Origin of the sequence: Peribacillus sp. FSL K6-1552 (genome assembly GCF_038005205.1) — a bacterium.
Lineage (GTDB): Bacteria > Bacillota > Bacilli > Bacillales > DSM-1321 > Peribacillus > Peribacillus butanolivorans.
This window is the reverse complement of sequence record NZ_JBBOST010000001.1, coordinates 3,491,832-3,517,385: the sequence shown is the minus strand read 5'-3', so window position 1 is coordinate 3,517,385 and position 25,554 is coordinate 3,491,832. Positions and strand designations below refer to the sequence as shown.

General features: G+C 38.0%; 20 protein-coding genes. 17 read left to right on the top strand and 3 right to left on the bottom strand.

Annotation, left to right across the window (positions count from 1 at the left end; all coding sequences use genetic code 11):
- The first annotated feature begins 42 nt into the window (after positions 1-42).
- The 9 genes from NST21_RS16795 (at position 43) to NST21_RS16755 (ending at position 15,417) form a co-directional block, all read left to right on the top strand.
- Positions 43-1,890, top strand: a complete 1,848-nt coding sequence (locus NST21_RS16795) for a bifunctional homocysteine S-methyltransferase/methylenetetrahydrofolate reductase (protein WP_056520720.1) — start codon at positions 43-45, stop codon at positions 1,888-1,890.
- A complete protein-coding gene (metH, locus tag NST21_RS16790) occupies positions 1,883-5,332 on the top strand; it encodes a methionine synthase (protein ID WP_340890341.1) in 3,450 nt (1,149 codons plus the stop codon). Before NST21_RS16795 ends, metH begins: the two co-directional genes overlap by 8 nt.
- 102 nt (positions 5,333-5,434) lie before the next feature.
- Complete coding sequence (locus tag NST21_RS16785; RefSeq protein ID WP_082527395.1) at positions 5,435-6,199, top strand: polysaccharide deacetylase family protein; 765 nt, start codon at positions 5,435-5,437, stop codon at positions 6,197-6,199.
- A 74-nt stretch (positions 6,200-6,273) separates the two neighbouring features.
- Positions 6,274-7,044: a dioxygenase family protein gene (locus NST21_RS16780; protein ID WP_053346559.1), complete on the top strand. Its 771-nt coding sequence runs from the start codon at positions 6,274-6,276 to the stop codon at positions 7,042-7,044.
- A gap of 362 nt (positions 7,045-7,406) precedes the next feature.
- Positions 7,407-10,259: a 2-oxoglutarate dehydrogenase E1 component gene (sucA, locus tag NST21_RS16775; protein ID WP_340890337.1), complete on the top strand. Its 2,853-nt coding sequence runs from the start codon at positions 7,407-7,409 to the stop codon at positions 10,257-10,259.
- Between the two features lies 1 nt (position 10,260).
- Positions 10,261-11,532 carry a 2-oxoglutarate dehydrogenase complex dihydrolipoyllysine-residue succinyltransferase gene (gene odhB, locus NST21_RS16770; protein ID WP_340890336.1) on the top strand — a complete coding sequence of 424 codons (1,272 nt, stop codon included), beginning with the start codon at positions 10,261-10,263 and terminating at the stop codon, positions 11,530-11,532.
- A 249-nt stretch (positions 11,533-11,781) separates the two neighbouring features.
- Positions 11,782-12,594: a DeoR/GlpR family DNA-binding transcription regulator gene (locus NST21_RS16765; protein ID WP_340890335.1), complete on the top strand. Its 813-nt coding sequence runs from the start codon at positions 11,782-11,784 to the stop codon at positions 12,592-12,594.
- Positions 12,594-13,514, top strand: a complete 921-nt coding sequence (gene pfkB / locus NST21_RS16760; RefSeq protein ID WP_056520708.1) for a 1-phosphofructokinase — start codon at positions 12,594-12,596, stop codon at positions 13,512-13,514. The genes NST21_RS16765 and pfkB overlap by 1 nt, the downstream gene beginning before the upstream one ends.
- A 4-nt stretch (positions 13,515-13,518) precedes the next feature.
- Complete coding sequence (locus tag NST21_RS16755; protein ID WP_201185345.1) at positions 13,519-15,417, top strand: PTS fructose transporter subunit IIABC; 1,899 nt, start codon at positions 13,519-13,521, stop codon at positions 15,415-15,417.
- A gap of 44 nt (positions 15,418-15,461) precedes the next feature.
- On the opposite strand, the gene NST21_RS16750 is transcribed toward NST21_RS16755, so the two are convergent.
- The gene (locus tag NST21_RS16750) at positions 15,462-15,830 is read right to left on the bottom strand and encodes a VOC family protein (RefSeq protein ID WP_340890331.1); all 369 of its coding nucleotides are present in this window, start codon (positions 15,828-15,830) and stop codon (positions 15,462-15,464) included.
- 196 nt (positions 15,831-16,026) lie between these two features.
- Between NST21_RS16750 and NST21_RS16745 the strand changes: the two genes are divergently transcribed.
- The 5 genes from NST21_RS16745 (at position 16,027) to NST21_RS16725 (ending at position 19,258) form a co-directional block, all read left to right on the top strand.
- Complete coding sequence (locus NST21_RS16745; RefSeq protein ID WP_053346553.1) at positions 16,027-16,425, top strand: secondary thiamine-phosphate synthase enzyme YjbQ; 399 nt, start codon at positions 16,027-16,029, stop codon at positions 16,423-16,425.
- 42 nt (positions 16,426-16,467) lie between these two features.
- Entirely contained in the window at positions 16,468-17,043 is a 576-nt protein-coding gene (locus NST21_RS16740) for a GNAT family N-acetyltransferase (protein WP_340890329.1), read from the top strand.
- A 133-nt stretch (positions 17,044-17,176) separates the two neighbouring features.
- Entirely contained in the window at positions 17,177-17,776 is a 600-nt protein-coding gene (locus NST21_RS16735) for a cell wall hydrolase (protein WP_340890328.1), read from the top strand.
- A gap of 237 nt (positions 17,777-18,013) precedes the next feature.
- On the top strand, positions 18,014-18,658 hold the full coding sequence (gene trhA / locus NST21_RS16730) for a PAQR family membrane homeostasis protein TrhA (RefSeq protein WP_340890327.1): 645 nt from the start codon (positions 18,014-18,016) through the stop codon (positions 18,656-18,658).
- A gap of 114 nt (positions 18,659-18,772) precedes the next feature.
- The gene (locus tag NST21_RS16725; RefSeq protein ID WP_340890324.1) at positions 18,773-19,258 is read left to right on the top strand and encodes a YusW family protein; all 486 of its coding nucleotides are present in this window, start codon (positions 18,773-18,775) and stop codon (positions 19,256-19,258) included.
- Between the two features lie 430 nt (positions 19,259-19,688).
- On the opposite strand, the gene NST21_RS16720 is transcribed toward NST21_RS16725, so the two are convergent.
- Positions 19,689-20,258 carry a biotin transporter BioY gene (locus tag NST21_RS16720; protein ID WP_056520693.1) on the bottom strand — a complete coding sequence of 190 codons (570 nt, stop codon included), beginning with the start codon at positions 20,256-20,258 and terminating at the stop codon, positions 19,689-19,691.
- 360 nt (positions 20,259-20,618) lie between these two features.
- Between NST21_RS16720 and NST21_RS16715 the strand changes: the two genes are divergently transcribed.
- A complete protein-coding gene (locus NST21_RS16715; RefSeq protein WP_053346546.1) occupies positions 20,619-21,137 on the top strand; it encodes an NfeD family protein in 519 nt (172 codons plus the stop codon).
- Positions 21,138-21,158: 21 nt separating this feature from the next.
- Positions 21,159-22,700, top strand: coding sequence for a flotillin family protein (locus NST21_RS16710; protein WP_309557813.1), 1,542 nt, complete (start codon positions 21,159-21,161; stop codon positions 22,698-22,700).
- Positions 22,701-22,874: 174 nt separating this feature from the next.
- Here NST21_RS16710 and NST21_RS16705 read toward each other — a convergent pair whose 3' ends face one another.
- On the bottom strand, positions 22,875-23,480 hold the full coding sequence (locus NST21_RS16705; RefSeq protein WP_340890317.1) for a TetR/AcrR family transcriptional regulator: 606 nt from the start codon (positions 23,478-23,480) through the stop codon (positions 22,875-22,877).
- Between the two features lie 446 nt (positions 23,481-23,926).
- On the opposite strand from NST21_RS16705, the gene NST21_RS16700 reads away from it, so the two are divergent.
- A complete protein-coding gene (locus tag NST21_RS16700; protein ID WP_340890315.1) occupies positions 23,927-25,501 on the top strand; it encodes an AMP-binding protein in 1,575 nt (524 codons plus the stop codon).
- Positions 25,502-25,554 lie beyond the last annotated feature (53 nt).

Sequence of the window (25,554 nt, the reverse complement as noted above, 5' to 3'; positions counted from 1 at the left end):
AAAACGACAAAAACAGAATTGTTTTTGAGAGAGGGTGTACATATGGATTTTCGTAAAGAATTGAAAGAAAGAATGCTGGTTGGAGAAGGAGCAATGGGAACATTATTATACTCATATGGAATCGATCAATGTTATGAGGAATTAAACTGCACTAATCCTGATCAAATTGAATCCATTCATCGTGCCTATTTAGAAGCAGGTGCTGATATTCTACAATCGAATACTTACGGAGCTAACTTTAATAAATTGAAACGGCATGGTCTTGAAGATGAAGTAAGCCGAATTAACCGTCAGGGGGTTATCCTTGCTAAAAAAGCTGCAAAAGGCAATGCATTTGTATTTGGTACTATAGGGGCGCAGCGAAGTATCCGTAAATCGGATTTAAGCATGGAAGAAATTAAGCGAGGTTTTCGTGAGCAGCTATATAGTCTGCTTATAGAAAATCCTGATGGGATTCTCCTTGAAACATTTTATGATCTGGAAGAACTTGAAACCGTGTTGCAAATTGCTAAAAAAGAAACGGAATTGCCAATTATTGCAAATGTATCGATGCATGAATTAGGTAATCTTCAAAATGGGATCCATTTAAATGAAGCATTTCAAAAACTCGAGCAATTGGGTGCTGATGTTGTTGGTGTGAATTGCCGTCTAGGTCCACATCATATGATTCGCGCCTTGGAAGAAGTGACTTTGCCAAAGCATGCGGCTATCGCTATCTATCCAAATGCCAGCCTACCGGATTACGTGGATGGAAGACTAGTTTATAAAGCAGTGCCTGAATATTTTGGCTCAAGTGCCCTTGAGCTTCGTGAGCAGGGTGCCACGATAATCGGTGGGTGTTGTGGAACAACACCACTTCATATTCAATCTGTGAAAAATGCGATTGGGAGTTTAGTTCCAGTAGAAGAAAAAATGACGAAAGCCCGTGAAATCGAAATAATTGAAGTGAATCATAGAGAACTGGAACTACCCCTGCATGAGCAGGCCAAAACTGAAAGAACGATTCTTGTTGAACTTGATCCGCCGAAAAAATTAGGAATTGAAGGTTTTATGGCTGGTGCGGAGGCATTAAAAAATGCGGGTGTTGATTCGATTACATTAGCTGATAATTCACTTGCTTCGCCGAGGATATCTAATGAGGCGCTGGCCAATTTGTTGAAAAACCAATTAGATGTAAATCCAATGGTGCATATTACGTGCCGTGATAGGAACTTAATTGGCCTTCAGTCACATTTAATGGGGCTTCAAACGGTGGGGTTGAACGAGATTCTGATTATCACTGGTGATCCTTCAAAAATAGGGGACTTCCCAGGTGCAACTTCAGTCTATGATTTATCGTCATTTGACTTAATTAGTATGGTAAAACAATTTAATGAAGGTCTTTCCTATTCCGGTCAAAGTCTTGGTCAACGGGCAAATTTTAAAATTGCGGCTGCCTTTAACCCAAATGTGAAATATTTGAATAAGGCCGTTCAGCGGATGGAAAAGAAGATTGCTTGCGGTGCTCAGTCCTTTTTGACCCAACCGATTTATTCAGTTGATCAGATTGAAGAGGTTTATGAGGCGACAAAACATTTAGATACTCCAATTTTCGTCGGAATCATGCCGTTAACGAGCACACGAAATGCGGAATTTATCCATAACGAAATACCGGGTATTAAATTACCTGATAATGTAAGGCGAGCTATGGCTTTAGCTGGGGATGACCCAATAAAGTCAAGAATGGAAGGTGTGAATATCGCCAGAGAACTGGTGGACGCCGCAAGAGAAAAATTCAAGGGGATTTATTTAATTACACCATTCCTTCGCTATGAAATGACTGCGGAACTTACAAAATATATTAGAGAAGTCGATAGTAAACATACATCAGAGGTGGCAGTACATGAATAAAAAAGCGATTCAAGAACAGTTACAGTCTAAGATTCTCCTTCTTGATGGAGCAATGGGAACCATGCTTCAAGCTGAGAATTTAACAGCAGAGGATTTTGGGGGAGAACAATTCGAGGGGTGTAATGAATATTTATCACTGACTCAACCTGAAATCATCCAAACCATCCATGAAAAATACTTAGCAGCAGGTGCCGATATTATTGAGACAAATACCTTCGGAGCCACGAGCATCGTTCTTGAGGAATACCAAATAAGTACGATTGCTTATAAGCTTAATAAAATTTCAGCTGAACTTGCCGTGAAAGCTTGTGAAAAATATTCAAATGATAAATGGCCAAGATATGTTGCTGGTTCAATGGGACCAACAACAAAAACACTTTCTGTTACAGGAGGAACCACATTTGATATTTTAACCGATTCTTATGAAGAACAGGCACTCGGTCTATTAGACGGTGGTGTGGACCTGTTGTTAGTAGAAACCTGTCAGGATATGCTTAATGTTAAGGCTGCCTTTTCTGGAATAAAAGCGGCCTTTGCTAAAACAGGGAAAGAAGTGCCTGTCATCATTTCAGGTACAATCGAACCGATGGGTACGACCCTAGCCGGTCAGTCCATTGAAGCGTTCTATTTATCAGTTGAACATATGAAGCCTGTGGCTGTTGGTTTGAACTGTGCGACAGGACCAGAGTTCATGATAGACCATATTCGGACACTTGCAGATATATCAAACAGCGCCATTAGCTGTTATCCGAATGCAGGCCTACCTGATGAAGAAGGTCATTATCATGAATCCCCGACTTCCCTTGCAGAGAAAATGAAGCAATTTGCAGAAAAAGGCTGGGTCAATATCATTGGGGGCTGCTGTGGAACAACACCAGAACATATTAAAGAGCTTTCTAAGGTTCTAGAAGGCGTACAGCCCCGTGAAATGAAGGAATCAGCACATGGCCATGCCGTATCAGGAATTGAGCCGCTTATTTATGATGATTCAATGCGTCCCTTGTTCGTCGGTGAGAGAACGAACGTCATCGGATCTCGTAAATTCAAGGAGTTAATTCGTGGGAAGCATTATGAGCCAGCTGCCGAAATTGCTCGTGCCCAGGTGAAGAAAGGCGCCCATGTCATTGATATTTGTCTTGCTGATCCTGATGGTGATGAGCTAGGTGATATGAAGGAATTCGTCGAAGAAGTTGTCAAAAAAGTGAAAGTACCATTAGTCATTGATACTACAGATGAAGCCGTTCTTGAACAGGCTTTAAAGCATTCTCAAGGAAAGTCAATTATTAATTCTATCAACCTTGAAGATGGTGAAGAGCGCTTTGAAAAAATTGTTCCACTCGTTCATCAATACGGTGCTGCCGTTGTGGTAGGAACAATTGACGAGATTGGAATGGCCGTTGATGCTGAACGGAAAATTGAAGTGGCTACCCGCTCTGTGGACTTGCTAGTAAATAAATATGGCCTAAACGAAAGCGACCTTATTTTTGATCCGCTTGTTTTCCCTGTAGGTACGGGAGATGAGCAATATATAGGCTCTGCTTTAGAAACGGTTAAAGGAATTAAGGCAATCAAAGAGAAATTTCCGGAATGCTTAACGATTCTTGGAATTTCAAATGTGTCGTTCGGCCTCCCATCACGCGGAAGGGAAATTCTAAATGCCGTTTTCTTATATCACTGTACAAAGGCGGGTCTTGACTACGCAATTGTGAATACGGAAAAACTTGAACGTTTTGCTTTGATACCGGAAGAGGAAGTGAAACTGGCCGAAGCACTCCTGTTTAATACCTCTACAGAAACATTAGCCATCTTCACTGAATTTTATCGTGGAAAAAAAGCGGAGAAGAAAGATAATGGTGTTATCCTTCCGTTAAATGAGCGTTTAGGTAACTATATTATTGAGGGAACGAAAGAAGGCTTAATTGAAGATTTAAATAAAGCAATCGAGCGTGGGGACGCTCCATTAGAAATCATCAATGGACCATTGATGGATGGGATGAGTGAAGTGGGTAGGTTATTTAATGATAATCAGCTCATTGTCGCGGAAGTACTTCAAAGTGCCGAGGCGATGAAGGCTGCTGTCTCACATCTTGAACCACTCATGGAAAATGCTGAAGATAGTGCTAAGAAAGGTAAGATCCTTTTAGCGACTGTCAAGGGTGACGTACATGATATTGGTAAAAACCTAGTGGATATCATTCTTTCCAATAATGGCTATGAAGTCATAGACCTTGGAATTAAAGTCGCACCACAACAAATTATTGAAGAGGTCCGAAAACATGAGCCTACTATCATAGGCCTGTCTGGATTACTTGTAAAATCAGCACAGCAAATGGTTTTAACTGCCCAGGATTTAAAACAGGCAGGGATTGATACTCCAATATTAGTGGGAGGAGCAGCATTATCCCGTAAATTCACTGATTTCAAAATTTCACCAGAATATGGCGGTCCTGTTTTATATTCCAAAGATGCTATGGATGGATTAGCTGTCACGAATATTTTACATGATTCCAACAAAAAGGTTGTCTACTTAGAGGAGTTAGTTGCAAAACGGGAAAAATCGAAAGCCAATGCGGCAATTGCAGCAACCATGGAAAAACCAGTTCGCAAGCAAACACCAGCAGCTCCTTTAAGCAATGTCCCGGTTCAAAAACCGCGTGACATCAAAAGACATGTTTTGAAAAATTATCCATTGGATGTCATCCAACCATATATTAATAGGCAAATGTTAATTGGTCATCATTTAGGATTAAAAGGTAAAGTTGCTGAGCTGATGAAGCAAGGGAATGAAAAAGCAATTCAACTGAATGATTTGGTTGATGAGCTGATTGAATTCTTAAAGTCAGAACCAGACTACGGGTTAAATGCTATTTATCAATTTTTCCCTGCTCAAAGTGATGGAGACCAGTTATTCATTTATAATCCGGATAATCATCAGGAAGTATTGGAAACTTTTGATTTTCCTAGACAAGATACAAGTCCACACCTTTGTTTGGCGGATTTTGCGAAGCCGGTTTCTTCCGGGGAAATGGATTATGTTGGTTTCTTCCTCGTTACAGCTGGTAGAGGTATCAGAAAATGGGCAGAACAACTAAAACTTGAAGGTGATTTCTTGAAAAACCATGCTCTTCAATCACTGGCTCTTGAAACTGCAGAAGGATTTGCAGAAAGAATCCACCAATTGATGCGAGATGACCTGGGTATAAGCGATCCTATAGAAATGTCAATGAAAGAGCGGTTTGCAGCCAAGTATACCGGTCAAAGGTTTTCATTTGGTTATCCAGCTTGTCCAAATCTGGAAGACCAAGAAAAGCTATTCCGTTTGTTACAACCGCAGGATATTGGAGTAGAATTGACTGAAGGATTTATGATGGAACCAGAGGCTTCTGTTTCAGCTATTGTATTTGCTCATCCTGAAGCGCGTTACTTTAATGTCGATAGATAAGCAATAATGATAAGACAGCGGTATTTTTTACCGCTGTCTTATTGCGCATGAAACCCCTGAATTAGTACACCTTAATGGTCAAAAGGAAGGGGATACAACTATATGAGGAGTCTATTCAGACTATATCTTTACATAATGGGTGCTTTCGTTATCTTGGTTATGACAGGTGAACCGCCAGTTCAAGCACACGCAACAATCCCGGAAGAAATAACACCGCTTGTAAAAAGTAAAGAAGATCAGAAAATTGCATATTTGACATTCGATGATGGACCGTCTACGAATACGATGGATATTTTAGATATATTAGATCGATATCATGTTAAAGCTACCTTTTTTGTAAAAGGCAATGAAGAACCTTACGCAAAACAATGCTATAAAGAAATGATTTCCCGGGGGCATGAAATTGCCCTCCATTCCTATACACATGATTATTCTATTGTTTATCGGTCAACGGAAAGTTTCTTTCAAGATCTGAATAGGCTTGAAACCATGCTTGAAAAAGAGTATGGGGTAAAGAGCCGTATTGTACGTATACCGGGTGGTTCAAATAATCATCTTAGACATCAGGTTAAAACTAAACCAATCATAAATGGAATCCTTCAACAATTATCAGAAAAAGGTTATATTTACTTTGATTGGAACATCGATTCAACAGATGGCATCAGTCCTTCGATAAGTGAGCAACAAATCATTACCTCTGTGAAAAGAGGATTGAAAGATCAAAAGCATGTTAATATCTTATTACATGATATCAATAGTATGAAAAATACAGTAAAAGCATTGCCGGATATTATAGAAAACCTAAAAAGAGAAGGGTATACCTTTGATACGATTGATGAGACAACTCCTAAAATACAATTTAAATGATGAACTCAGTGTTTATATATAGTAAATTAAGGTATAGGGATAAGAGATTACATGGGAAAGGATATATCGTTTCTATGATGCCATCATTGTTTTTATCACATGGAACACCTCTATTAGCATTGGAAAAGAACAGCTACACTTCTTTTTTAAAGGAATATATGAAAGTTATGAATAAACCAACTGCAATCGTTATCCTGTCAGCACATTGGGAAAGTAAGGAGCAGTTGATTTCAGCAGTCAGTAAACATGAAGTTATTTATGATTTTGCCGGTTTTCCTGAAGAAATATATCAGGTGACATATCCCGCTTCGGGATGTCTAGAGTTATCCGATAAAATATTAACCCTATTGTCAAAAATAGGTGTATTAGGGGAACTAGATGATAGGCGTCCGCTCGATCACGGGGCATGGGGACTTTTGCATATTATGTACCCTGAAGCCGATATCCCTATCGTATCATTGTCTATTAGTCCTGATCTTCCATTTGCGAAGCAATATGAGATCGGCAAAGTATTGGGGGATCTTAAGAAAAGTAATGTCCTTATTATTGGGAGCGGTGGAATTGTCCATAACTTTAACCATATTCAGGAAGATATGCATGTGGCAGAGGGATGGGCAATCAGTTTTGAGGAGTGGGTAGAAGAAAAGATCATGAATTGGGATATGGAGACTTTGGTTAACTATGAGCAAATGGCTCCTTATAGTAAAGATGCTGTACCTACAAAAGAGCATTTTATTCCATTAGTCATTGCCATGGGATCAGGAGATGACAACAAAAAGCCAAAGCTGTTACACCGGACTTTTCAATATGGGAATCTGAGTTTAACAGCTTGGCAGTTTGACTGATTTTAAAGGGTTTTTGGGATGGTAAAATATACCTGGTAATAATCAAAATGCAAAAATACAAAAATCTTTTTTTAGCGAAAAAGGACTTAAATGAGCAATAAAGTCTGTTAAAGGCGTAATATGACGAATTAAGCAGAAAAATAGTTTCGAAAAGGGTGAATAAAGTGTTTTAACCTTTGGATATTTCGACAAAAACATGTTAATATAACATCTGAAAACGTTTTATCCTTAAAAATTTTATTATTCAATAACCAAATTTATTTATTATATATCATATATTTGGGGAAAATTTAGAAGTGAGAATTTGGGGATGGATAAAACGAAATGAAAAAAATTATGAGAAAAATTTGGGGGTTTACAAAATGACCATCAAGGACGCTAAGGCATACGACCCATGGAAAACTTTTTCAGGTCCAAACCTTGGGTATGTCATGGAGCAATACGATCTATTTCAAGCCAATCCGGAAGAAGTAGATCCGGAACTGAGAAACTTTTTTGAAGTATCAGGTCCTCCTTCATTAGATGTATCGGCTGAAGTAACTATCGGAAATGCACCAACTGTACAAACTGGAGAAGTTCTTCCTATGAAGAAAATAATGTCTGCAGTAAAATTAGCGGAAAATATCCGTGCATATGGACATCTAGCTGCAAATATTTATCCTTTAAAAGAAGAAGCATTAGACACGGAACAAATTCACTTCGAAAAATATGGGTTGACTGCAGATGATTTAAGAAAAATCCCGGCTGACTTTATTTGTCCCGAATCACCTAATGATGTGAAGGACGGATACGAAGCCGTACAATACCTAAAACAACTTTATACAAAAACGATAGCCTTTGAATTTCACCATGTTAATGACCTGGACGAAAAGCAATGGCTTACTGATATGGTCGAATCCGGAAACATGTTCCCGGAAGTGGCTAAAGAGAATAAAGCATTATTACTTAAACGCTTGAATGAAGTTGAAGGGTTCGAAAAATTCCTTCATCGCACATATGTAGGGCAAAAACGTTTCTCTATTGAAGGACTAGATACTTTAGTACCGATTTTAGATGAAATGATTTCACAGACTGTTCAAAATGGAACTGGAAATGTAAATATTGCGATGGCTCACCGAGGACGTTTAAATGTACTTGCACATGTTCTAGGAAAACCATATGAGGTTATTTTTTCAGAATTCCAACATTCACCTAATAAAGATTTAGTTCCTTCCGAAGGTTCAACCGGCATTAATTACGGATGGACAGGTGATGTTAAATACCATTTAGGTCTGGATAAACAAATTACTAAAGCAAATATACAAAAAGCAAGAATTACTCTTGCCAATAACCCAAGTCACTTGGAAGTAGTTGGTCCAATCGTGGAAGGGTATTCTCGTGCGGCCCAAGAAGACCGTACAGAAAAAGGCTTCCCGGTTCAAGATATTTCAAAATCACTTGCAATCCTGATTCATGGTGATGCAGCATTCCCTGGTGAAGGAATTGTACCGGAAACGTTTAACTTAAGCCGTCTGCGCGGTTACCAAGTTGGCGGAGCTATTCATATCATCGCTAATAACATGATTGGTTTTACAACGGAAAGTGAAGATTCACGCTCAACTAAATATGCTAGTGATTTGGCTAAAGGCTTTGAAGTGCCTATCGTGCATGTGAATGCTGACGATCCAGAAGCATGTATGGCTGCAGTAAACCTTGCTAACCAATATCGCGAAAAATATAATAAAGATTTCTTGATCGATTTAATCGGTTACAGACGTTTCGGTCATAATGAAATGGATGAGCCATTGGTTACTCAACCTGAAATGTATGCATTGATTCATAAGCATCCAACAGTTAAAGAACTTTATGCTAAAAAACTCATTCAATCTGGCGAGTTCACAGAAGATGAAGTTAAAACAGTGGCAGAGCAAGTAGATACAAAACTGGCAGATGCTTATGCGAGAATTTCTGGAAATAAACCAGAAGCTACTAAAGAATGTAACCCGCCGGGCATTATTGAAAAAGGACTTCCTACTATTGAAACAGCTGTATCAAAAGGAGAACTTGTTTCAATTAATGAAGAACTTGTTAAATGGCCAGAAGGATTTACACCTAATAAAAAATTAGGGAAAATCTTATCACGTCGCTTAGATTCATTTGGAGATGACGGTAAAATTGACTGGGCGCATGCTGAAACACTTGCATTTGCATCCATTTTGAATGACGGTACTCCAATTCGTCTAACTGGACAAGATTCAGAGCGTGGAACATTCGCACAGCGTAACATTATGTTGCATGACAGTGTTAATGGAAAAACATATTCACCACTTCACACACTTGAAAATGCTAAAGCTTCTTTCGCTGTTCATAACAGCCCGCTTACTGAAACAGCAGTTCTAGCGTATGAATATGGTTATAATGTATTCGCACCTGAAACACTTGTACTTTGGGAAGGTCAATTCGGTGACTTTGCAAATACAGCACAAGTAATCTTTGACCAATTTATCGCGGCAGGCCGTGCAAAATGGGGTCAAAGATCAGGTCTTGTTATGTTGCTTCCACACGGATATGAAGGACAAGGACCAGAGCATTCAAGTGCCCGCTTGGAACGTTTCCTTCAATTAGCAGCTGAAAACAACTGGACAGTTGCTAACTTAAGTTCGGCAGCTCAATACTTCCATATCCTTAGAAGACAAGCTAAGATACTGGAACAAGAGCAAGTACGTCCACTTGTCATCATGACACCGAAGAGTATGCTTCGTAATCAGGTGATGGCTTCTACAGCTGAAGAATTCAGTGTAGGTAGTTTTGAATCATTCGTTGAAACAAAAGCATTGGGCAAAAAACCAAAAGCAGTAGAGCGCATTGTTTTTGCAACAGGTAAATTGGTTGTTGAACTTCGTGAAAAAGCAGCAGCTGAAAAAAATACGGATTGGTTGCAAATCATCAGTATCGAAGAGATTTATCCATTCCCGTTCACTGGCGTTCAAGAAGCATTGAAAAAATATACGAACCTAAAAGAAATCTTCTGGGCACAAGAAGAACCGAAAAACATGGGAGCTTGGACATTTGTTGAACCTCGCTTAAATGCAGCGGCACCAGGTAACCTTTCTGTAACATATATCGGCAGAAAACGCAGATCCAGTCCGGCTGAGGGAGATCCACTAGTCCATAAAAACGAACAACAACGGATTATGACTCAAGCAATAACACGCAATAATGAGGGGGAGAAATAAAATGGCTGAAGTAAAAGTACCTGAATTAGCAGAATCAATTTCTGAAGGATCTATTGCGCAATGGTTAAAACAACCCGGTGACCGTGTTGAAAAAGGTGAATATGTCCTTGAACTGGAAACTGATAAAGTAAACGTAGAAATCATTTCAGATTATACTGGTACGCTTACAGAACTTTTAGCAGAAGAAGGCGATACAGTCCAAGTTGGACAATCTATCGCTATCGTTGATGAAAATGGAACAGCAGCAGCAGCAGCGCCAAAGGCGGAAGCTCCTAAGACTGAAGAAGTGAAAGCAGAACCAGTTAAAGCGGAACAAGCGGCTCCTGCACAAGAAGCTCCTAAAGCAGAAACGAAAGAAGCATCTTCAACTCAGCAAGTTATTGCTTCACCAGCGGCAAGAAAATTGGCTCGTGAAAAAGGAATTGACTTAACTCAAGTGCCTGTTGTTGATCCACTAGGTCGTGTACGTGTACAAGACGTAGAAGCAGCAAGTAATGCCCCTGCACCTGTAGCAGCACCTAAGCAAGCAGCTCCTGCAGCTAAACAAGCAGCAGCTCCTGTTGAAGTGAACGATGACCGTATTGAAGTAGTGAAAATGACTCGCCGTCGTCAAACTATCGCTAAACGTTTAGTTCAAGTTCAATCTGAAGCTGCCATGCTTACAACTTTCAACGAAGTCGACCTTTCTGCTGTTATGGAATTACGTAGCCGTCATAAAGATTCTTTCGTTAAAGCTAATGATGTTAAACTTGGTTTTATGTCATTCTTTACTAAAGCTGTTATTGGAGCTTTGAAAAAGTATCCATTATTGAATGCTGAAATCAAAGGCGACCATATTCTTAAAAAGAACTTCTATGATATCGGTGTAGCAGTATCCACTGAGGAAGGACTAGTTGTTCCTGTAGTAAGAGACGCTGACCGTAAAAGCTTTGCTGAAATCGAACAAAACATTTCGGATTTAGCTGTTAAAGCGCGTAACAACAAATTAGGACTTTCAGATTTATCTGGTGGTACTTTTACTATCACAAACGGTGGAACTTTCGGTTCTCTTTTATCTACACCAATTTTGAATGCGCCACAAGTTGGTATCCTAGGGATGCATACAATTAAGACACGTCCGATCGCTGTTGGAGATCAAATCGAAAACAGACCAATGATGTATCTTGCATTATCATATGATCACCGTATCGTTGATGGAAAAGAAGCAGTTGGTTTCTTAGTAGCAATCAAGGATATGCTTGAAGATCCAGAACAACTTTTACTTCAAGGTTAATAAGTAAAATTATTAAAACCCTCTGTCATCATGACAGAGGGTTTTTTTGATACAGGAAAATAAATACATATTTTCATAGGGGAGAACCGTCTAATCAAGGTAATAGGAAATGAAATTCTTGAAAGGGTAAATGAAAAATCTATAAATGCTTAAATAGATAGTGATTTTGATTTTAATCTTAAAAAAATGAATGTTTTTGAATGAATTAGATGGTGAAAAGTGAATGAATTTGAATAAATTTAAACGTTTATGATTGATTATTCTATCTTTTTCAGATATGATGATGGTATTAAACTGGAGGTGGACGAATTGTTGACAACAGAAAGGCACCAGTTCATCATATCGCTTCTTAAGAAACAAGGAACGATTAAGTTGCAGGAGCTTGTAGATCTGTTACATGCATCAGAATCAACCATTCGAAGAGATTTAGTGCAGCTCGAAGAAATGAAGGCATTGAAGCGTGTGCATGGCGGAGCGGCATTGCTTCAAAGAAAAGGCCTTGAGCCTTCAACAATGGAAAAGCAAAATAAAGCAATAGTTGAAAAACAAAGTATAGCCAAGTTAGGCTCATCATTTGTTGAGAAGAATGATTGTATTTACCTTGATGCAGGTACGACCATCTCAGAAATGATTCCCTATTTAAAAGATAAAAATGTATCGGTCTTAACAAATGGCCTTATGCATATTCCAAAATTGATCGAGTTAGAAATCAAAACTGTTTTAGTAGGTGGAACGATTAAATTCTCCACTAATGCAGTTGTAGGCAGCACCGCTGTACAGTTTCTAAACGAATATCGATTCGATAAATGTTTCTTAGGTATGAATGGTATCCATCAAGAAATGGGTTTCACCACTCCAGACCCTGAGGAAGCTTTGTTGAAGAAAATAGCATTGCGACTCTCTAACGAAAGTTACGTGCTTGCTGACAGTTCTAAATTGAATGAAGCTACTTTCGCTAAGGTTGCGGATGTAAGCGATGCCATAATCCTAACTGATAGGAATAATGAAGATGCTATTGCTCAATTCAAAAAAAATCCCAAGATAAAGGTCGTGACTATTTAATGATTTATACAGTAACACTCAACCCATCCATTGATTATCTGGTTGAGGTGGAAAATTTTCAAATGGGCAAGGTGAATCGAACAAGCTATGAAGTTAAATTTCCTGGTGGGAAAGGAATTAATGTTTCCCGGGTGCTGAAAAGACTTGGAAATGATACAACAGCTTTTGGTTTCATTGGCGGACAAACTGGAGAGTTTGTAAAAAGGTATTTAAGACAAGAAGAGATTTTTACGGACTTTACAGAGATAGCAGGAGATACGAGAATCAACATTAAGTTGAAAACTGGAATGGAGACGGAAATTAATAGCCAAGGACCAGTTATTTCAAAGGCGAATTATCAACAGTTATTTAGTCAAATCGAACAGCTGAAAAACAACGATATTCTTGTTTTATCAGGGAGCATTCCATCAAGCGTTCCTTCTGATGTATACGAATCTATGGCTAAAACGTGTTCAGATAATGGCATTAAATTAGTAGTGGATACGAGCGGAAAAGAGTTGTTGAGCGTACTTCAACATCGACCCTTTCTTATTAAGCCTAATCATCATGAACTTGGTGAACTTTTCTCTACTAAAATTAAAAATGTTGAGGATGCAAGCAAATACGGATCTAAATTGGTTGAATCCGGTGCTCAGCACGTAATAGTTTCAATGGCAGGAAGCGGTGCTGTACTTTGCACGGATGGCGATTCATATACCGCTAATGTTCCAAAAGGAAAAGTTATAAACTCGGTGGGTGCCGGTGATTCCATGGTGGCTGGGTTTATTGGAACATATGAAAAAACAGAGGATATTTTCTCTTCTTTTTGTTTCAGTCTTGCATCAGGAAGTGCTACAGCCTTTTCATCCGATCTCTGTACATTGGATAAAATCGAAGAATTATTACCGCAAATTGAAATAAATAAGATAACTGGGGGCTAACTCTATGAAAATTACAGACTTGTTGAAATTAGATACAATTATTATCGATTTACAAAGTGATACAAAGCAAGCTGTTATTGATGAATTGTCTGGGAAGTTAGCCAAAGCCGACAAATTAAATGATGAAAATACTTTCAAAGCAGCCATTTTAAAACGTGAAGAACAAAGCACCACAGGGATTGGTGAGGGAATAGCTATTCCACACGCAAAAACAAGTGCTGTGAAAACACCGGCTATCTGTTTCGGTAAATCGGTATCAGGTATTGATTATGAGTCGCTTGACGGTCAGCCAGCACATCTATTTTTTATGATTGCAGCTAGCGAAGGGGCCAATACAGACCACTTAGAGACACTCTCCCGGCTTTCTTCATTACTAATGGATACAAACTTCAGGTCCCGTCTGATTTCTGCTACTTCCAAAGAGGAAGTGCTAGGCATAATCAATCAAAAAGAACAGGAAGCGGATGAAGAAGAAAGAGAAGAACAAGAAGAACAACGAACAAGTGCCACTGCTATAAGTACCAAAGGAAAAGTTCTTGCCGTTACAGCTTGTCCAACCGGGATTGCCCATACTTATATGGCGGCCGATGCATTAAAGGCGAAGGCGAAAGAAATGGGAATCGATTTCAAAGTAGAGACAAATGGTTCCACGGGAATCAAAAATGGGTTAACAGCTAGAGATATTGCAGATGCTGATGCGATTATTGTTGCTGCGGATAAGCAGGTCGAGATGGATCGTTTTAATGGAAAACATGTCATTATCGTCCCAGTTGCCCATGGTATTAGGAAGCCTGAAGAACTGCTAAATCGGGCCATAAATCAGGATACACCAGTTTATAAAGGAACCGGGAATGAAAGAAGTGAGGATGGTGATTCATCAAAAGGAGGGCTTGGGATTTACAAGCATTTAATGAACGGTGTAAGTAATATGCTTCCATTTGTTGTAGGAGGCGGAATCTTGGTTGCGCTTTCTTTCTTTTTCGGAATTGAAGCAGCAGATCCAACAAAGCCTGAATTTAATCCCATTGCCAAAGCATTAAGTGATATTGGCGGAGGGGCTAGCGGTGCCTTCTTCTTGCTTGTCCCGGTACTAGCCGGTTTCATTGCCTCAAGTATAGCTGATCGTCCAGGTTTTGCTCCTGGTATGGTTGGAGGGTTATTGGCAGCACAAGCTAATGCTGGTTTTCTAGGTGGTCTAATTGCTGGTTTTCTTGCCGGATATGTCGTTTTATTATTGAAAAAATTGTTTTCCAAGTTGCCACAGAACTTCGAAGGGATTAAGCCAGTTTTACTTTATCCTGTATTCGGCATGTTAATTACAGGCTTAATCATGATATTTGTAATAAATGAGCCAGTAACTGCAGTAAACATAGGCTTAACCAACTGGCTACAAGGTTTATCAGGTACGAATGCTATTTTGCTTGGATTGATTCTAGGAGGTATGATGGCTGTAGATATGGGTGGACCCCTGAATAAAGCCGCTTTCACTTTCGGACTTGCAGCTATTGAAGCACAAAGTTTCGGGCCTCATGCTGCCGTAATGGCAGGTGGAATGGTACCTCCTCTTGGAATTGCCTTTGCGACTACATTCTTTAAAAGTAAATTCAGTGAAATGGAAAGAAAATCTGGATTCACTAATTACTTTATGGGTGCATCATTCATTACAGAAGGAGCTATTCCTTTTGCGGCAGCTGACCCTTTTCGAGTTATCGTAAGCAGTGTAATCGGGGCTGCAACAGCTGGTGCACTGTCGATGGCTTTTAACGTCACTCTTCCGGCACCACATGGCGGTATATTTGTTATCCCGCTAGTCAATCATCCATTTCGCTATATGCTGGCAATATTAATAGGTTCTCTTATTACTGCGTTTATATTGGGAATCTGGAAAAAGAAACAGAAATAAATCACGAAAAAAGGCGGGTTCAATAATCATTGAACCCGCTTTTTTCATATCCACTCTAAAATTTCAATTCGATTACCAAAGGGGTCGGATACATAAATTCGATTTGCTCCTGGTAGCTTTTTATCTTCAATAAAAGGTATATGATTACTTATTAGATGTTGTTTAAGGTCTACTAGATTTTCAACTTCTAGAGCTGGGTGGGCTTTCCGTGCTGGTATAAAATGATCTTCGGTTCCAATATGTATTTGGATCGATCCAGATTTAAACCATACTCCTCCATTGGACTTTAATGTTTCAGGCTTATCAATTTCCTGAAACTTTAAAATATTAGTGAAAAACTTCCTTGCTATCTCTTCTGTATTTTTAGGAGATGCTAATTGGAAATGATCGATGGATTTAAAATTAAAGCTCATCTTAATACGCCTCCTCATTCCTTATATATCCAATTTTAATGCAATACTGCTAATAAGAACAGATTAATCTATTTATTAATGTTGATAAGTTATTCTTATTTTTACTATTTAATTCTACATAATTAAACGAGCAAAAGTATGTTTTCAAAAGTTTTTGGGTATGTGTATAAAAAGTTATTAAAGGAGTGGAAAGTTCATGCTGAAGAAAAATTCATTAAAAACTACTAAAAGGGATGATATGATTGATGTTACAACAGAAGTGCAGGCATTTATCACGGAAACTGGTATTCAAGAGGGCATAGCTCTTGTATATTGTTCACATACTACTGCTGGAATCACGATTAATGAAAATGCGGATCCAGACGTCAAAAAGGATATGCTAAGGAGGCTGGACGAGCAATATCCATGGAATCATACTCTAGATCTACATATGGAAGGGAATACTGCAGCCCATTTGAAATCAAGTACGGTCGGTTCGTCACAACAAGTGATTATTCATAAAGGAAGTTTGATTCTGGGTACATGGCAGGGTCTTTATTTTTGTGAATTCGATGGTCCTAGAGAGAGGCAGTACTTTATCAAATTGACTAGTTAAGGCTAGGAATAGTCAGGTAAGGGTAAAATAGGAGGAATCAGATTGGATGATGTTTGGATTAAAGGAAGAAATGTAGTATTGAGAAACGTAAAAAAAGATGATTTAAAACTTTTGTGGAGCTTAAAGTATGGGGAAGAGAATCCAGAGTGGAAAAAATGGGATGCACCATATTATCCTCACGAACTCATTGATTTTAATACGTATATCTATAAAGATGAGAAACATCGGAACTATGATGAGAAAATGGGAGTATACTCCGAGTTAATAATGGAAAAAGATCATCAAATAATCGGATCAATTGTATATTATTGGGAACATGAACCATCGCGTTGGCTTGAAATCGGTATTACTATTTTTGAGACCAATTATTGGAATGGCGGATATGGCACGGAAGCCATAAAGTTGTTTATCACCTATTTATTTGAAAACATTGAAATCGAACGGGTTGGATTGACGACCTGGTCAGGAAATGAGCGAATGATGGCTGTTGCATTAAAAGTAGGTATGCAGCTTGAAGGAAGAATGAGGAAATGCCGTTATTTTGATGGTTATTATTACGATTCCATAAGGATGGGAATTTTACGTGAAGAATGGAAATCCCTTCAAATAAATAATTAAGCGGACTTGAAAGAGTTAAATAAAAATTCAAAGTGTGTAATATTTTACCTGGATTCCCTTGGAAATAATTTAGCACTGTTTTCTCCAATTGGGTCTGTTATCCTAGGTAGATGCTTAACAAGGAGGTTACAGGATGAAATTATCAGCATTATTAACAGTGATAATAACTCTAAGCGTCATCGTACTTGGAATAGCATTCCCTTTTGGAACCATAAGTAAAGCTTCTAATGGCGCAAAAAAACATGTCATTAAGCAAGGTGAATCGATATGGGATATTGCGAAGCAATACGGAGTGCCAATTGGTACGTTAAAAGAAGTCAATCATAATGAAAATAATGTTGCCGAACCAGGTAAAACATTGATTATTCCTCATGTAATGAGTGAAAATGATAAAGATCTATTAGCTAGACTGGTGCATGCTGAAGCAAAAGGAGAGCCATACCGAGGAAAGGTCGAAGTTGCGGGAGTTGTTTTGAATCGCCTAGATAGCAAAGAATTTCCCGATACGATCCGTGAAGTGATTTATCAAAAAAATCAATTCTCCCCTGTTGGTGATGGTAGTATTAATAAAGCAGCGGGAGCTGATGCTAAGAGAGCTGTAAATGAAGCTATAGCGATCCATGGCTACACAAATGATGCATTGTATTTCTGGAACCCAAGTATATCGGACAGCGAATGGATGAAACAATTGGAGGTAATCAAAATTATTGGCGGCCACCATTTTGCCATTTAACTAAAATTTTCAAGGACCGGCTCACCATTAAATGGAGCCGGTCTTTTTTTATCTATACCGGCTACAGTTAGACGATAATTGGTGGTGGAACGACATGGTGGAAAATCTTTTTCTTGATAATTACATATATATATAAGTCAAAGATTAAATTACTTTTCTATATTGCTTTGAAGAACTAATGTATAATTGAGAAGAATTTCAAAACAATATTTTTTTCTAAGATTAAGGAGCTGTAACATGGCTAATACACATGTTTATACAAAAAAAGAAGAAGTGGTAAATGCAATTACTCATGGAGTAGGTGTCTTGTTAAGTATTGCCGCTCTTGTGTTTTTAATAATTTTCTCAGTTCAGAAAGGGTCGGCCTGGCATGTAGTGATTTCAGTCATTTATGGGGTTTCCATGCTACTCTTATATGTTTCTTCAACTTTAGTTCATAGCTTTCCAGCAGGGAAAACGAAGGACCTATTTGAAATCTTTGATCATTCAGCAATTTATCTCTTCATAGCAGGAACGTACACGCCTATCATGCTGCTTGTAATCCAAGGGACACTAGGATGGACACTGCTTGGAATTGTATGGGGAGTGGCAGTTATAGGCGTTGTATTCAAAGCTTTCTTTGTGAAGAAGTTTCTTTTCCTTTCTACTATTCTTTATATCGCGATGGGGTGGTTGATTGTTATTGCATGGGGTCCACTATCAGCAGCAATGCCTTCAGCAGGTATCCAGCTACTGGTTGCAGGGGGATTGCTTTATACGTTTGGGGCTGTCTTTTATGTTTGGCGCGGTTTCCCTTATCATCATGCTGTTTGGCATCTATTTGTGCTTGCAGGCTCTGTCGCGCACTTCTTTGCTGTATTGTTTTATATCATTCCCCTTTAATCCTAGAAGGACGTTATTCTTTAATCTGCTCTATCTTATGACACTTAGAAGAGGTTTTAATTGCATTCTTTTAGGAAATAAATAAGCTATACAGACTAAGGAAGGAAATGACTTATGAGAAAAACAATAAAAGTACTATCACTCCCATTTGCAGCCATGCTTGTTATGGCTGGGTGCGGGGAAGATAACGATGAAGTTAAGAATCCACCGGTTGAGGAAAATGAAAACCAAGCAGAAACCAATTCTGAAACAGGAACGGATAATATTAAAAAGCTGCCTTTTACTTTTAAGGATTTTCAATTAGAAGTTGACTATGCAGGTAATGACAACGAATATGAAGCAGAATATGATGCGATGGGAGTCCAAACAGAAGCCTCTATTGATGACCAACTAAATAAACACGAAGTCCACAGTGATGAAGCGATGGAAGAGTTAACGCCGATATTAGAAAAGTTGACATTCACCAAAGATTCTTCTGATGATGAGGTCATTCAAGATGTAACAAAGGCTTTTAATTTGAAAGATGATTATGAAGAATTCGACTTAGAAGTGACTTACGATGATGGTACGAAAAAAGAATATAAAGTGTATAATAAATAACTCAATATCAGCTACATAATCCTATATGAAATAGTATTTTTTTTGCCCAATATCGTAGCGAATTCATGTTTCTTCAATAGTTGTCAAAACGTTATTACTATAGTAAAATGATTACGGTTAGCAAAGGGGTTAACATACATTTGCTATTCATATTCGGACTTATGGGGATAGGACCGCAATAATTACTTGTAAAAAAAGATTCTTTTTCAGAAAGAGTCTTTTTTTTTCCTTCCGTTAACTTCAAAAAAACTTGACCAAGATGGATTATTTGCGACTTACTTGAAATAGTATTTATAGAGATATAACAGACAGGAACTTCAAGAATTCAGGGGTTTAAAAGATTGTGGAAATGATATTTTTCTTTTTTAAAAATATAAGAGAGGATACCACAATTGTGGTATCCTCTCTTATGATTACCTGGATAGAAATATTATGAGATTGTTGCATTTTTTTTAGGTAGCAGTTTAGCAGATGCTAACCTTGAACGAATCGTAATGCCAAGCCATGAGGCAAGGAAGGCTTTTAGGGTACCAACAATTACAAATGGAGCAAATCCACTAGCTATGGCTGCTGTCCATGTTAAGGAAGCCATATATTTTAGCCATACCGTCCCTATGATTAAGGTAATAATCATCCCGATGATATTTGCAAGGAAAGCTATTGCAACTGTAAATCGGGTCTTTTCTAAAATCAGACCGGTAATATAGACTGTTGGTATATAGGATAATAAATAACCGCCAGTCGGACCGAATATTTTTGCAAGTCCTCCAGACATTTCAGCAAATACCGGTACACCTGCAGCCCCAATAAACAAGTACAATAAAACTGAAGAGGTTCCATAACGTGAACCAAGTATAGTAGCCGCCAGTCCAATGGCCAGAGTCTGACCTGTAATCGGAACCAAAGGCAGTGGGATAGTAATTTGGGCGAATATTCCTATTAGTGCTGCAAATAAGGCTGTAACCATCATCATTCTTAATTTTTCATGACTTTCCTTCATAATGTTGCCTCCTATTGTAAACCCATCTGTTAATTAAGTTAACATATAAGAATTTTAATATGATAAGTAAACGCTGTCAATAATATTTTGAATTTTTCTTTTTATAAAGCTGTTTTTAAAAGATCAAGTATTAAAATGTACTGAGAAGGTGTGTCCGGATTTAAAAGAGAATGATAAAAAAATGAAACCTTTAAAGCTTTAATTCGTATAATTTGGTAGGGAAAGTATTTAAAGGGGGAATATAACAATACTTTTTTTGCATATATAGGTTAGAACAATACATAAACTAATCAGTTAGAAGTTTACTTCAAGCTGTTTAGGTATTGGGGCATAAAAAATCCAATTTAAAGGATGAAAGAGATGGAGTTATTTGGGGTTCCATTAGAAACAATTTATTTATATGGATTAATTATTTCCGGTGTACTAACTTTTTTATTTATTTTGTTTAATGATATATTTTCCGGATTAGAATTACCGGACCAATTTAATCCAACTCTCATTTTTAGTTTTTTAACTGTATTTTTTGCAAGTGGTTTTTTGTTTGAATCGGTTACAGGTCTTAATAGTGGAGTGATTGCGGCGATTTCCTTGCTTATATCATTGTCCACTGTCACCTTATTGAATGTATTTGTTTTGATTCCCATCTCATCAGCAGAGGAAAGTTTAGCATTTCATGATAATGACCTGAGAGGAAGGGTTGGAAGGGTGCTGACATCCATCCCAGTTGACGGGTTTGGCGAAGTCTTAATTGAGAGTATTAGTGGTAGCATTGCGAAGACCGCTGCCAGTTTTAAAAATGAAGGAATTGCATCAGATACTAAAGTCTTAATCATTGAAGTCAAAAATGGGGTTGTCTATGTGATGCCTCATCAAAATTAATAAACGGTTCGGAGGTAGTTTATGTTTAGTTTAATTTGGGTTGTTGTTGCTATTGTTGCTTTTTTACTTATTGCACTTATTGCTGTCTTTGTTACGAAATACCGTACGGCTGGTCCTGATGAAGCATTGATCGTAACTGGAAGCTACTTAGGTAGCAAAAATGTTCATATCGATGAATCAGGGAATAAAATTAAGATTGTCCGTGGTGGAGGGGCATTCGTTTTACCAGTGTTCCAGCAAGCAGAGCCATTGAGCTTACTGTCAAGCAAACTTGAAGTCTCTACTCCCGAAGTGTACACAGAGCAGGGTGTTCCGGTCATGGCTGATGGTGTATCAATTATAAAAATTGGTGGTTCAATCACTGATATTGCCACTGCGGCAGAGCAATTTCTTGGAAAATCCAAGGATGATCGTGAACAGGAAGCACGTGAGGTACTTGAGGGACATCTTCGTTCCATTCTTGGCTCGATGACAGTCGAGGAGATTTATAAAAATCGCGAAAAGTTTTCCCAGGAAGTACAGAGGGTGGCTTCACAAGATTTGGCGAAAATGGGACTCATCATCGTATCGTTCACAATTAAAGATGTCCGAGATAAAAATGGATATCTTGAATCCCTTGGTAAACCAAGAATTGCACAAGTAAAGAGAGATGCAGATATTGCAACAGCGGAGGCAGAGAAAGAAACGCGAATCAAGCGTGCAGAAGCTTCAAAGGAAGCCCAGCGTGCTGAAGTCGAACGGGCTACAGAAATAGCGGAAGCCGAAAAAATCAACAAGCTAAAGGTCGCCGAGTTCCGACGCGAGCAAGATATTGCCAAAGCCCGAGCTGACCAAGCTTATGACCTAGAAACTGCAAGGTCAAAACAGGAAGTTACGGAACAGGAAATGCAAATCAGAATCATCGAGCGGCAAAAGCAAATCGAGCTTGAAGAAAAAGAAATTCTCCGCCGTGAAAAGCAATATGATTCTGAGGTGAAGAAAAAGGCGGATGCTGACCGCTATGCGGTAGAGCAGGCAGCCTCTGCTAATAAGATGAAACAGATTACAGAAGCGGATGCCGATAAATATAAAATTGAAGCTATGGCGAAAGCAGAAGCAGAACGTGTCAGAATGGATGGACTTGCAAAAGCGGATGCACAAAGGGCCCAAGGTACGTCGGAAGCAGAAATTATCCGGTTAAAAGGGGTGGCAGAAGCGGAAGCTAAGCAGAAGATAGCTGAAGCCTTTGAACAGTTTGGGCAAGCGGCAGTGATGGATATGATTTTGAAAATGCTACCGGAATATGCTAAACAAGTAGCAGGTCCACTTAGTAATATCGACAAAATTACCGTAGTGGATACGGGTGGAAGTGGTGCGAATGGCGGTGCGAATAAAGTGACTGGGTATGCAACAAATTTAATGGCAACATTGCAGGAGTCATTAAAGGCTTCTTCAGGCATTGATGTCAAAGACTTACTTGAGAATTTCTCAGGTAAGCGTAATTTGTTCCCGACTACAATCAATCAAGAGAATGCTGAAACTAATATGAATATGGCGGCAGCGAAAGAAGAAGTAGCAAAGTGAAGTTGAAAAAGGTAAGAGCATAATTATGCTCTTACCTTTTTTTGTGGAGTGGTGTTAGGATGTCTATGCGCACTTTCTATATGTCTAAAAGGTTTTATAGGTTTCTGTGGTTTCATTTAGCTTTTAATAGGCTAGTAAAAATATGACATGTTAACAATAAGTGTGAAAATTCTATTACTTTGTCGATATGTTTTCAACTAAAATGGTACGAATAAATTTTTGAATTTCCTCTACAAGATCAAAATCCCCTCCAAATATAAGCCAATCATAAAGTGTTCCTCGCATACAACGTGTGATCAGCATAGTAATTTCTTCAGATGGAATCTCTTTTCTAAATTCTCCTGCATCTTGTCCTTCTTGAACAAATGAATGAACGATTCTGTATAGGGTTCTATCTGTGTCTGAAAGAGATTTAGGTTGATTTGGAATTAATGCACTAACGTAAACTGTTCTCATCAAATCCTTTCCTAAGTCATCTCTCAAAAAAACCATTTGAGATTTGGTTAAGAGAAGAATTTTCTCACCACAGCTAAGGTCTTTAGGTATTGATTTAGTGAAAGAGGCATAAAAATCATCAATCTCTTTAAACTTTTCAATGAAGATTTCATACTTAGATTTAAAATGCACGTAGAACGCACCTTTTGATGTATTGCTTACACTTACAATTTCATCAACTGAAACCTGATTGAATCCTTTTTTGCTAAAAAGATCCAGAGCAACTTCTAAAATTTTCTTTTTAGTTTGTTGGGATTTAATTTGTCTTGGGGTAGAACGTGCCATTTATATCTCTCCTTTTTAAAAGGTGGTTTAAAAATTGTCATTCGAAGAACTTCTCATAACTATAAACCTCATTTTATTTTGGCGATTATAATGAATAACAACTTTGTTAATTTATATCTATCAGCCGCTATTCATTAGGAATAGGGCCTCACTTGAGTCAGTTGGTAGTTTTTTAATAAGGTTAATTATACAGGATTTGAGGAGATGTTCTTTATTTATTTCTTAAATACCTTGATACAATAGAGCTTGGGAATACCAAATTATCATAATTATAATATTATTGTGAATATTCTGGAAATTAATTGACTGTGATGCGATGTATATTTATAATGAAATCGAAGACTGTAGTTTGTGAATGTAGTCTCTAATTTGTATTCTTTGGTGAGAAATGTAAGCGTTTTATTTGGGTATGTCAAACATGCTGGGATTTAAAGGGGGAAAATGGTATGGATATTATCGGAAATAGAACATTGAAAGAGTTATTAAACGAGCAAGCAGCTAGGCACCAAGATAAAACGTTTCTACTTTTTGAAGATATAGAACAGCAGAGATTTGAATTAACTTATGGTGAATTTGCTGATACAGTAAATCGTTTAAGTAACGTATTTATTGATTTAGGTGTAACGAAAGGTAAACATGTAACATTGCATCTCCCAAATTGTCTAGAGTTTATGACTTCGTGGTTTGCATTGGCTAATATCGGAGCTATTATGGTCCCAACCAACATTTTATCTACTAAAGATGAAATGGAATATCTACTGAATCATTCGGAGTCAATACTTCTCATTACGGAAGAGAAATATTTAGACAAATTTACAAACACACGTGAAAGTCTACCGTATTTACAGGAAATATTGCTAGTTCGTTGTGAAAGTGAGAAATATGTGGATAAAGACTTAAAGCACTTAATAGCAAAAGCTAAATCTGATTTACCGGATATTTATGTAGATTCCGAGGATGTGGCTGCATTACTTTATACATCAGGTACGACATCAAAACCAAAGGGGGTTCAGATTACACACGCGAACTATCTATTCACAGGGGAAGTTATGTCAAAATCAATTCGCTTAGCTCCGAATGATAGGCAATTAATCGTTCTTCCATTGTTTCATGGAAATGCACAGTATTATTCTACAATGTCTGCTCTAGTAGTAGGGGGCAGTATTGCAATAACCGAACGATTTAGTGCTTCGCGTTATTTCAAACAAGCCCAAAGCTTAGGTGCAACGGTAGGTTCCTTATTCGCTGCACCTATAAGAATGATTCTTGCACAGAAATTCGACCAAACTGATATTAATCATTCTTTAAGAGTTATCTGGTTTGCTCAGTCGGTTGCGGAAGAACAATTAAAGGATTTTGAAGGGAAGTATAATGTCTCTTTACTACAGATGTATGGGATGACTGAAACTGTGGGAGTACCACTAATGAATCCATTAGATGGGATTCGTAATAATAAAAGTATTGGAAAGCCTACCATTGGTTATGAAGTAAAAATAGTCGATGAAATAGGAAATGAAGTACAAAATGGACAATCAGGTCAAATCGTAGTTAAAGGGATTCCGGGTCGTTCATTAATGAAGGGGTATTATAAAAATTTAGAGGCAACGAAAGAAACATTAAGAGATGGTTGGTTGTACACAGGCGATAATGGCAGAATCGGGGATGATGGTTACTTTTATTTTGTTGATCGAATTAAAGATATGATTAAACGGGCAGGCGAAAATGTTGCGGCAAACGAGGTTGAAAGTGCCCTGGCAGATTATGAAGGGGTTTATGAGGCTGCTGTAATCAGCATTCCTGATGAGATGCGCGACGAAGCTATTAAGGCATATGTTATTTTACATAAAAATTCCAATATCACAGAAGATGAACTTATTCTTTACTGTCGCAAACGCTTAGCCAAATTTAAAGTCCCTGATACAATAGAATTTGTTGATGAATTTCCTAGAACTGCAGTGGGAAAAGTGCAGAAACACATCTTAAGACAAATGCATAATCAAAGATTCAAAACTCATTCCTAAAGATTTGTTAATGATAACGAAACTTAAATACCAACAGTTTTAATAAATTAATA

What these genes read in the sequence shown, in the direction of transcription:
- NST21_RS16795 (WP_056520720.1), top strand. Translation starts at nt 43, where the DNA reads ATGGATTTTCGTAAAGAATTGAAAGAAAGAATGCTGGTTGGAGAAGGA.
- metH (WP_340890341.1), top strand. Translation starts at nt 1,883, where the DNA reads ATGAATAAAAAAGCGATTCAAGAACAGTTACAGTCTAAGATTCTCCTT.
- NST21_RS16785 (WP_082527395.1), top strand. Translation starts at nt 5,435, where the DNA reads ATGAGGAGTCTATTCAGACTATATCTTTACATAATGGGTGCTTTCGTT.
- NST21_RS16780 (WP_053346559.1), top strand. Translation starts at nt 6,274, where the DNA reads ATGATGCCATCATTGTTTTTATCACATGGAACACCTCTATTAGCATTG.
- sucA (WP_340890337.1), top strand. Translation starts at nt 7,407, where the DNA reads ATGACCATCAAGGACGCTAAGGCATACGACCCATGGAAAACTTTTTCA.
- odhB (WP_340890336.1), top strand. Translation starts at nt 10,261, where the DNA reads ATGGCTGAAGTAAAAGTACCTGAATTAGCAGAATCAATTTCTGAAGGA.
- NST21_RS16765 (WP_340890335.1), top strand. Translation starts at nt 11,782, where the DNA reads ATGATTGATTATTCTATCTTTTTCAGATATGATGATGGTATTAAACTG.
- pfkB (WP_056520708.1), top strand. Translation starts at nt 12,594, where the DNA reads ATGATTTATACAGTAACACTCAACCCATCCATTGATTATCTGGTTGAG.
- NST21_RS16755 (WP_201185345.1), top strand. Translation starts at nt 13,519, where the DNA reads ATGAAAATTACAGACTTGTTGAAATTAGATACAATTATTATCGATTTA.
- NST21_RS16750 (WP_340890331.1), bottom strand. Translation starts at nt 15,830, where the DNA reads ATGAGCTTTAATTTTAAATCCATCGATCATTTCCAATTAGCATCTCCT.
- NST21_RS16745 (WP_053346553.1), top strand. Translation starts at nt 16,027, where the DNA reads ATGCTGAAGAAAAATTCATTAAAAACTACTAAAAGGGATGATATGATT.
- NST21_RS16735 (WP_340890328.1), top strand. Translation starts at nt 17,177, where the DNA reads ATGAAATTATCAGCATTATTAACAGTGATAATAACTCTAAGCGTCATC.
- trhA (WP_340890327.1), top strand. Translation starts at nt 18,014, where the DNA reads ATGGCTAATACACATGTTTATACAAAAAAAGAAGAAGTGGTAAATGCA.
- NST21_RS16725 (WP_340890324.1), top strand. Translation starts at nt 18,773, where the DNA reads ATGAGAAAAACAATAAAAGTACTATCACTCCCATTTGCAGCCATGCTT.
- NST21_RS16720 (WP_056520693.1), bottom strand. Translation starts at nt 20,258, where the DNA reads ATGAAGGAAAGTCATGAAAAATTAAGAATGATGATGGTTACAGCCTTA.
- NST21_RS16715 (WP_053346546.1), top strand. Translation starts at nt 20,619, where the DNA reads ATGGAGTTATTTGGGGTTCCATTAGAAACAATTTATTTATATGGATTA.
- NST21_RS16710 (WP_309557813.1), top strand. Translation starts at nt 21,159, where the DNA reads ATGTTTAGTTTAATTTGGGTTGTTGTTGCTATTGTTGCTTTTTTACTT.
- NST21_RS16705 (WP_340890317.1), bottom strand. Translation starts at nt 23,480, where the DNA reads ATGGCACGTTCTACCCCAAGACAAATTAAATCCCAACAAACTAAAAAG.
- NST21_RS16700 (WP_340890315.1), top strand. Translation starts at nt 23,927, where the DNA reads ATGGATATTATCGGAAATAGAACATTGAAAGAGTTATTAAACGAGCAA.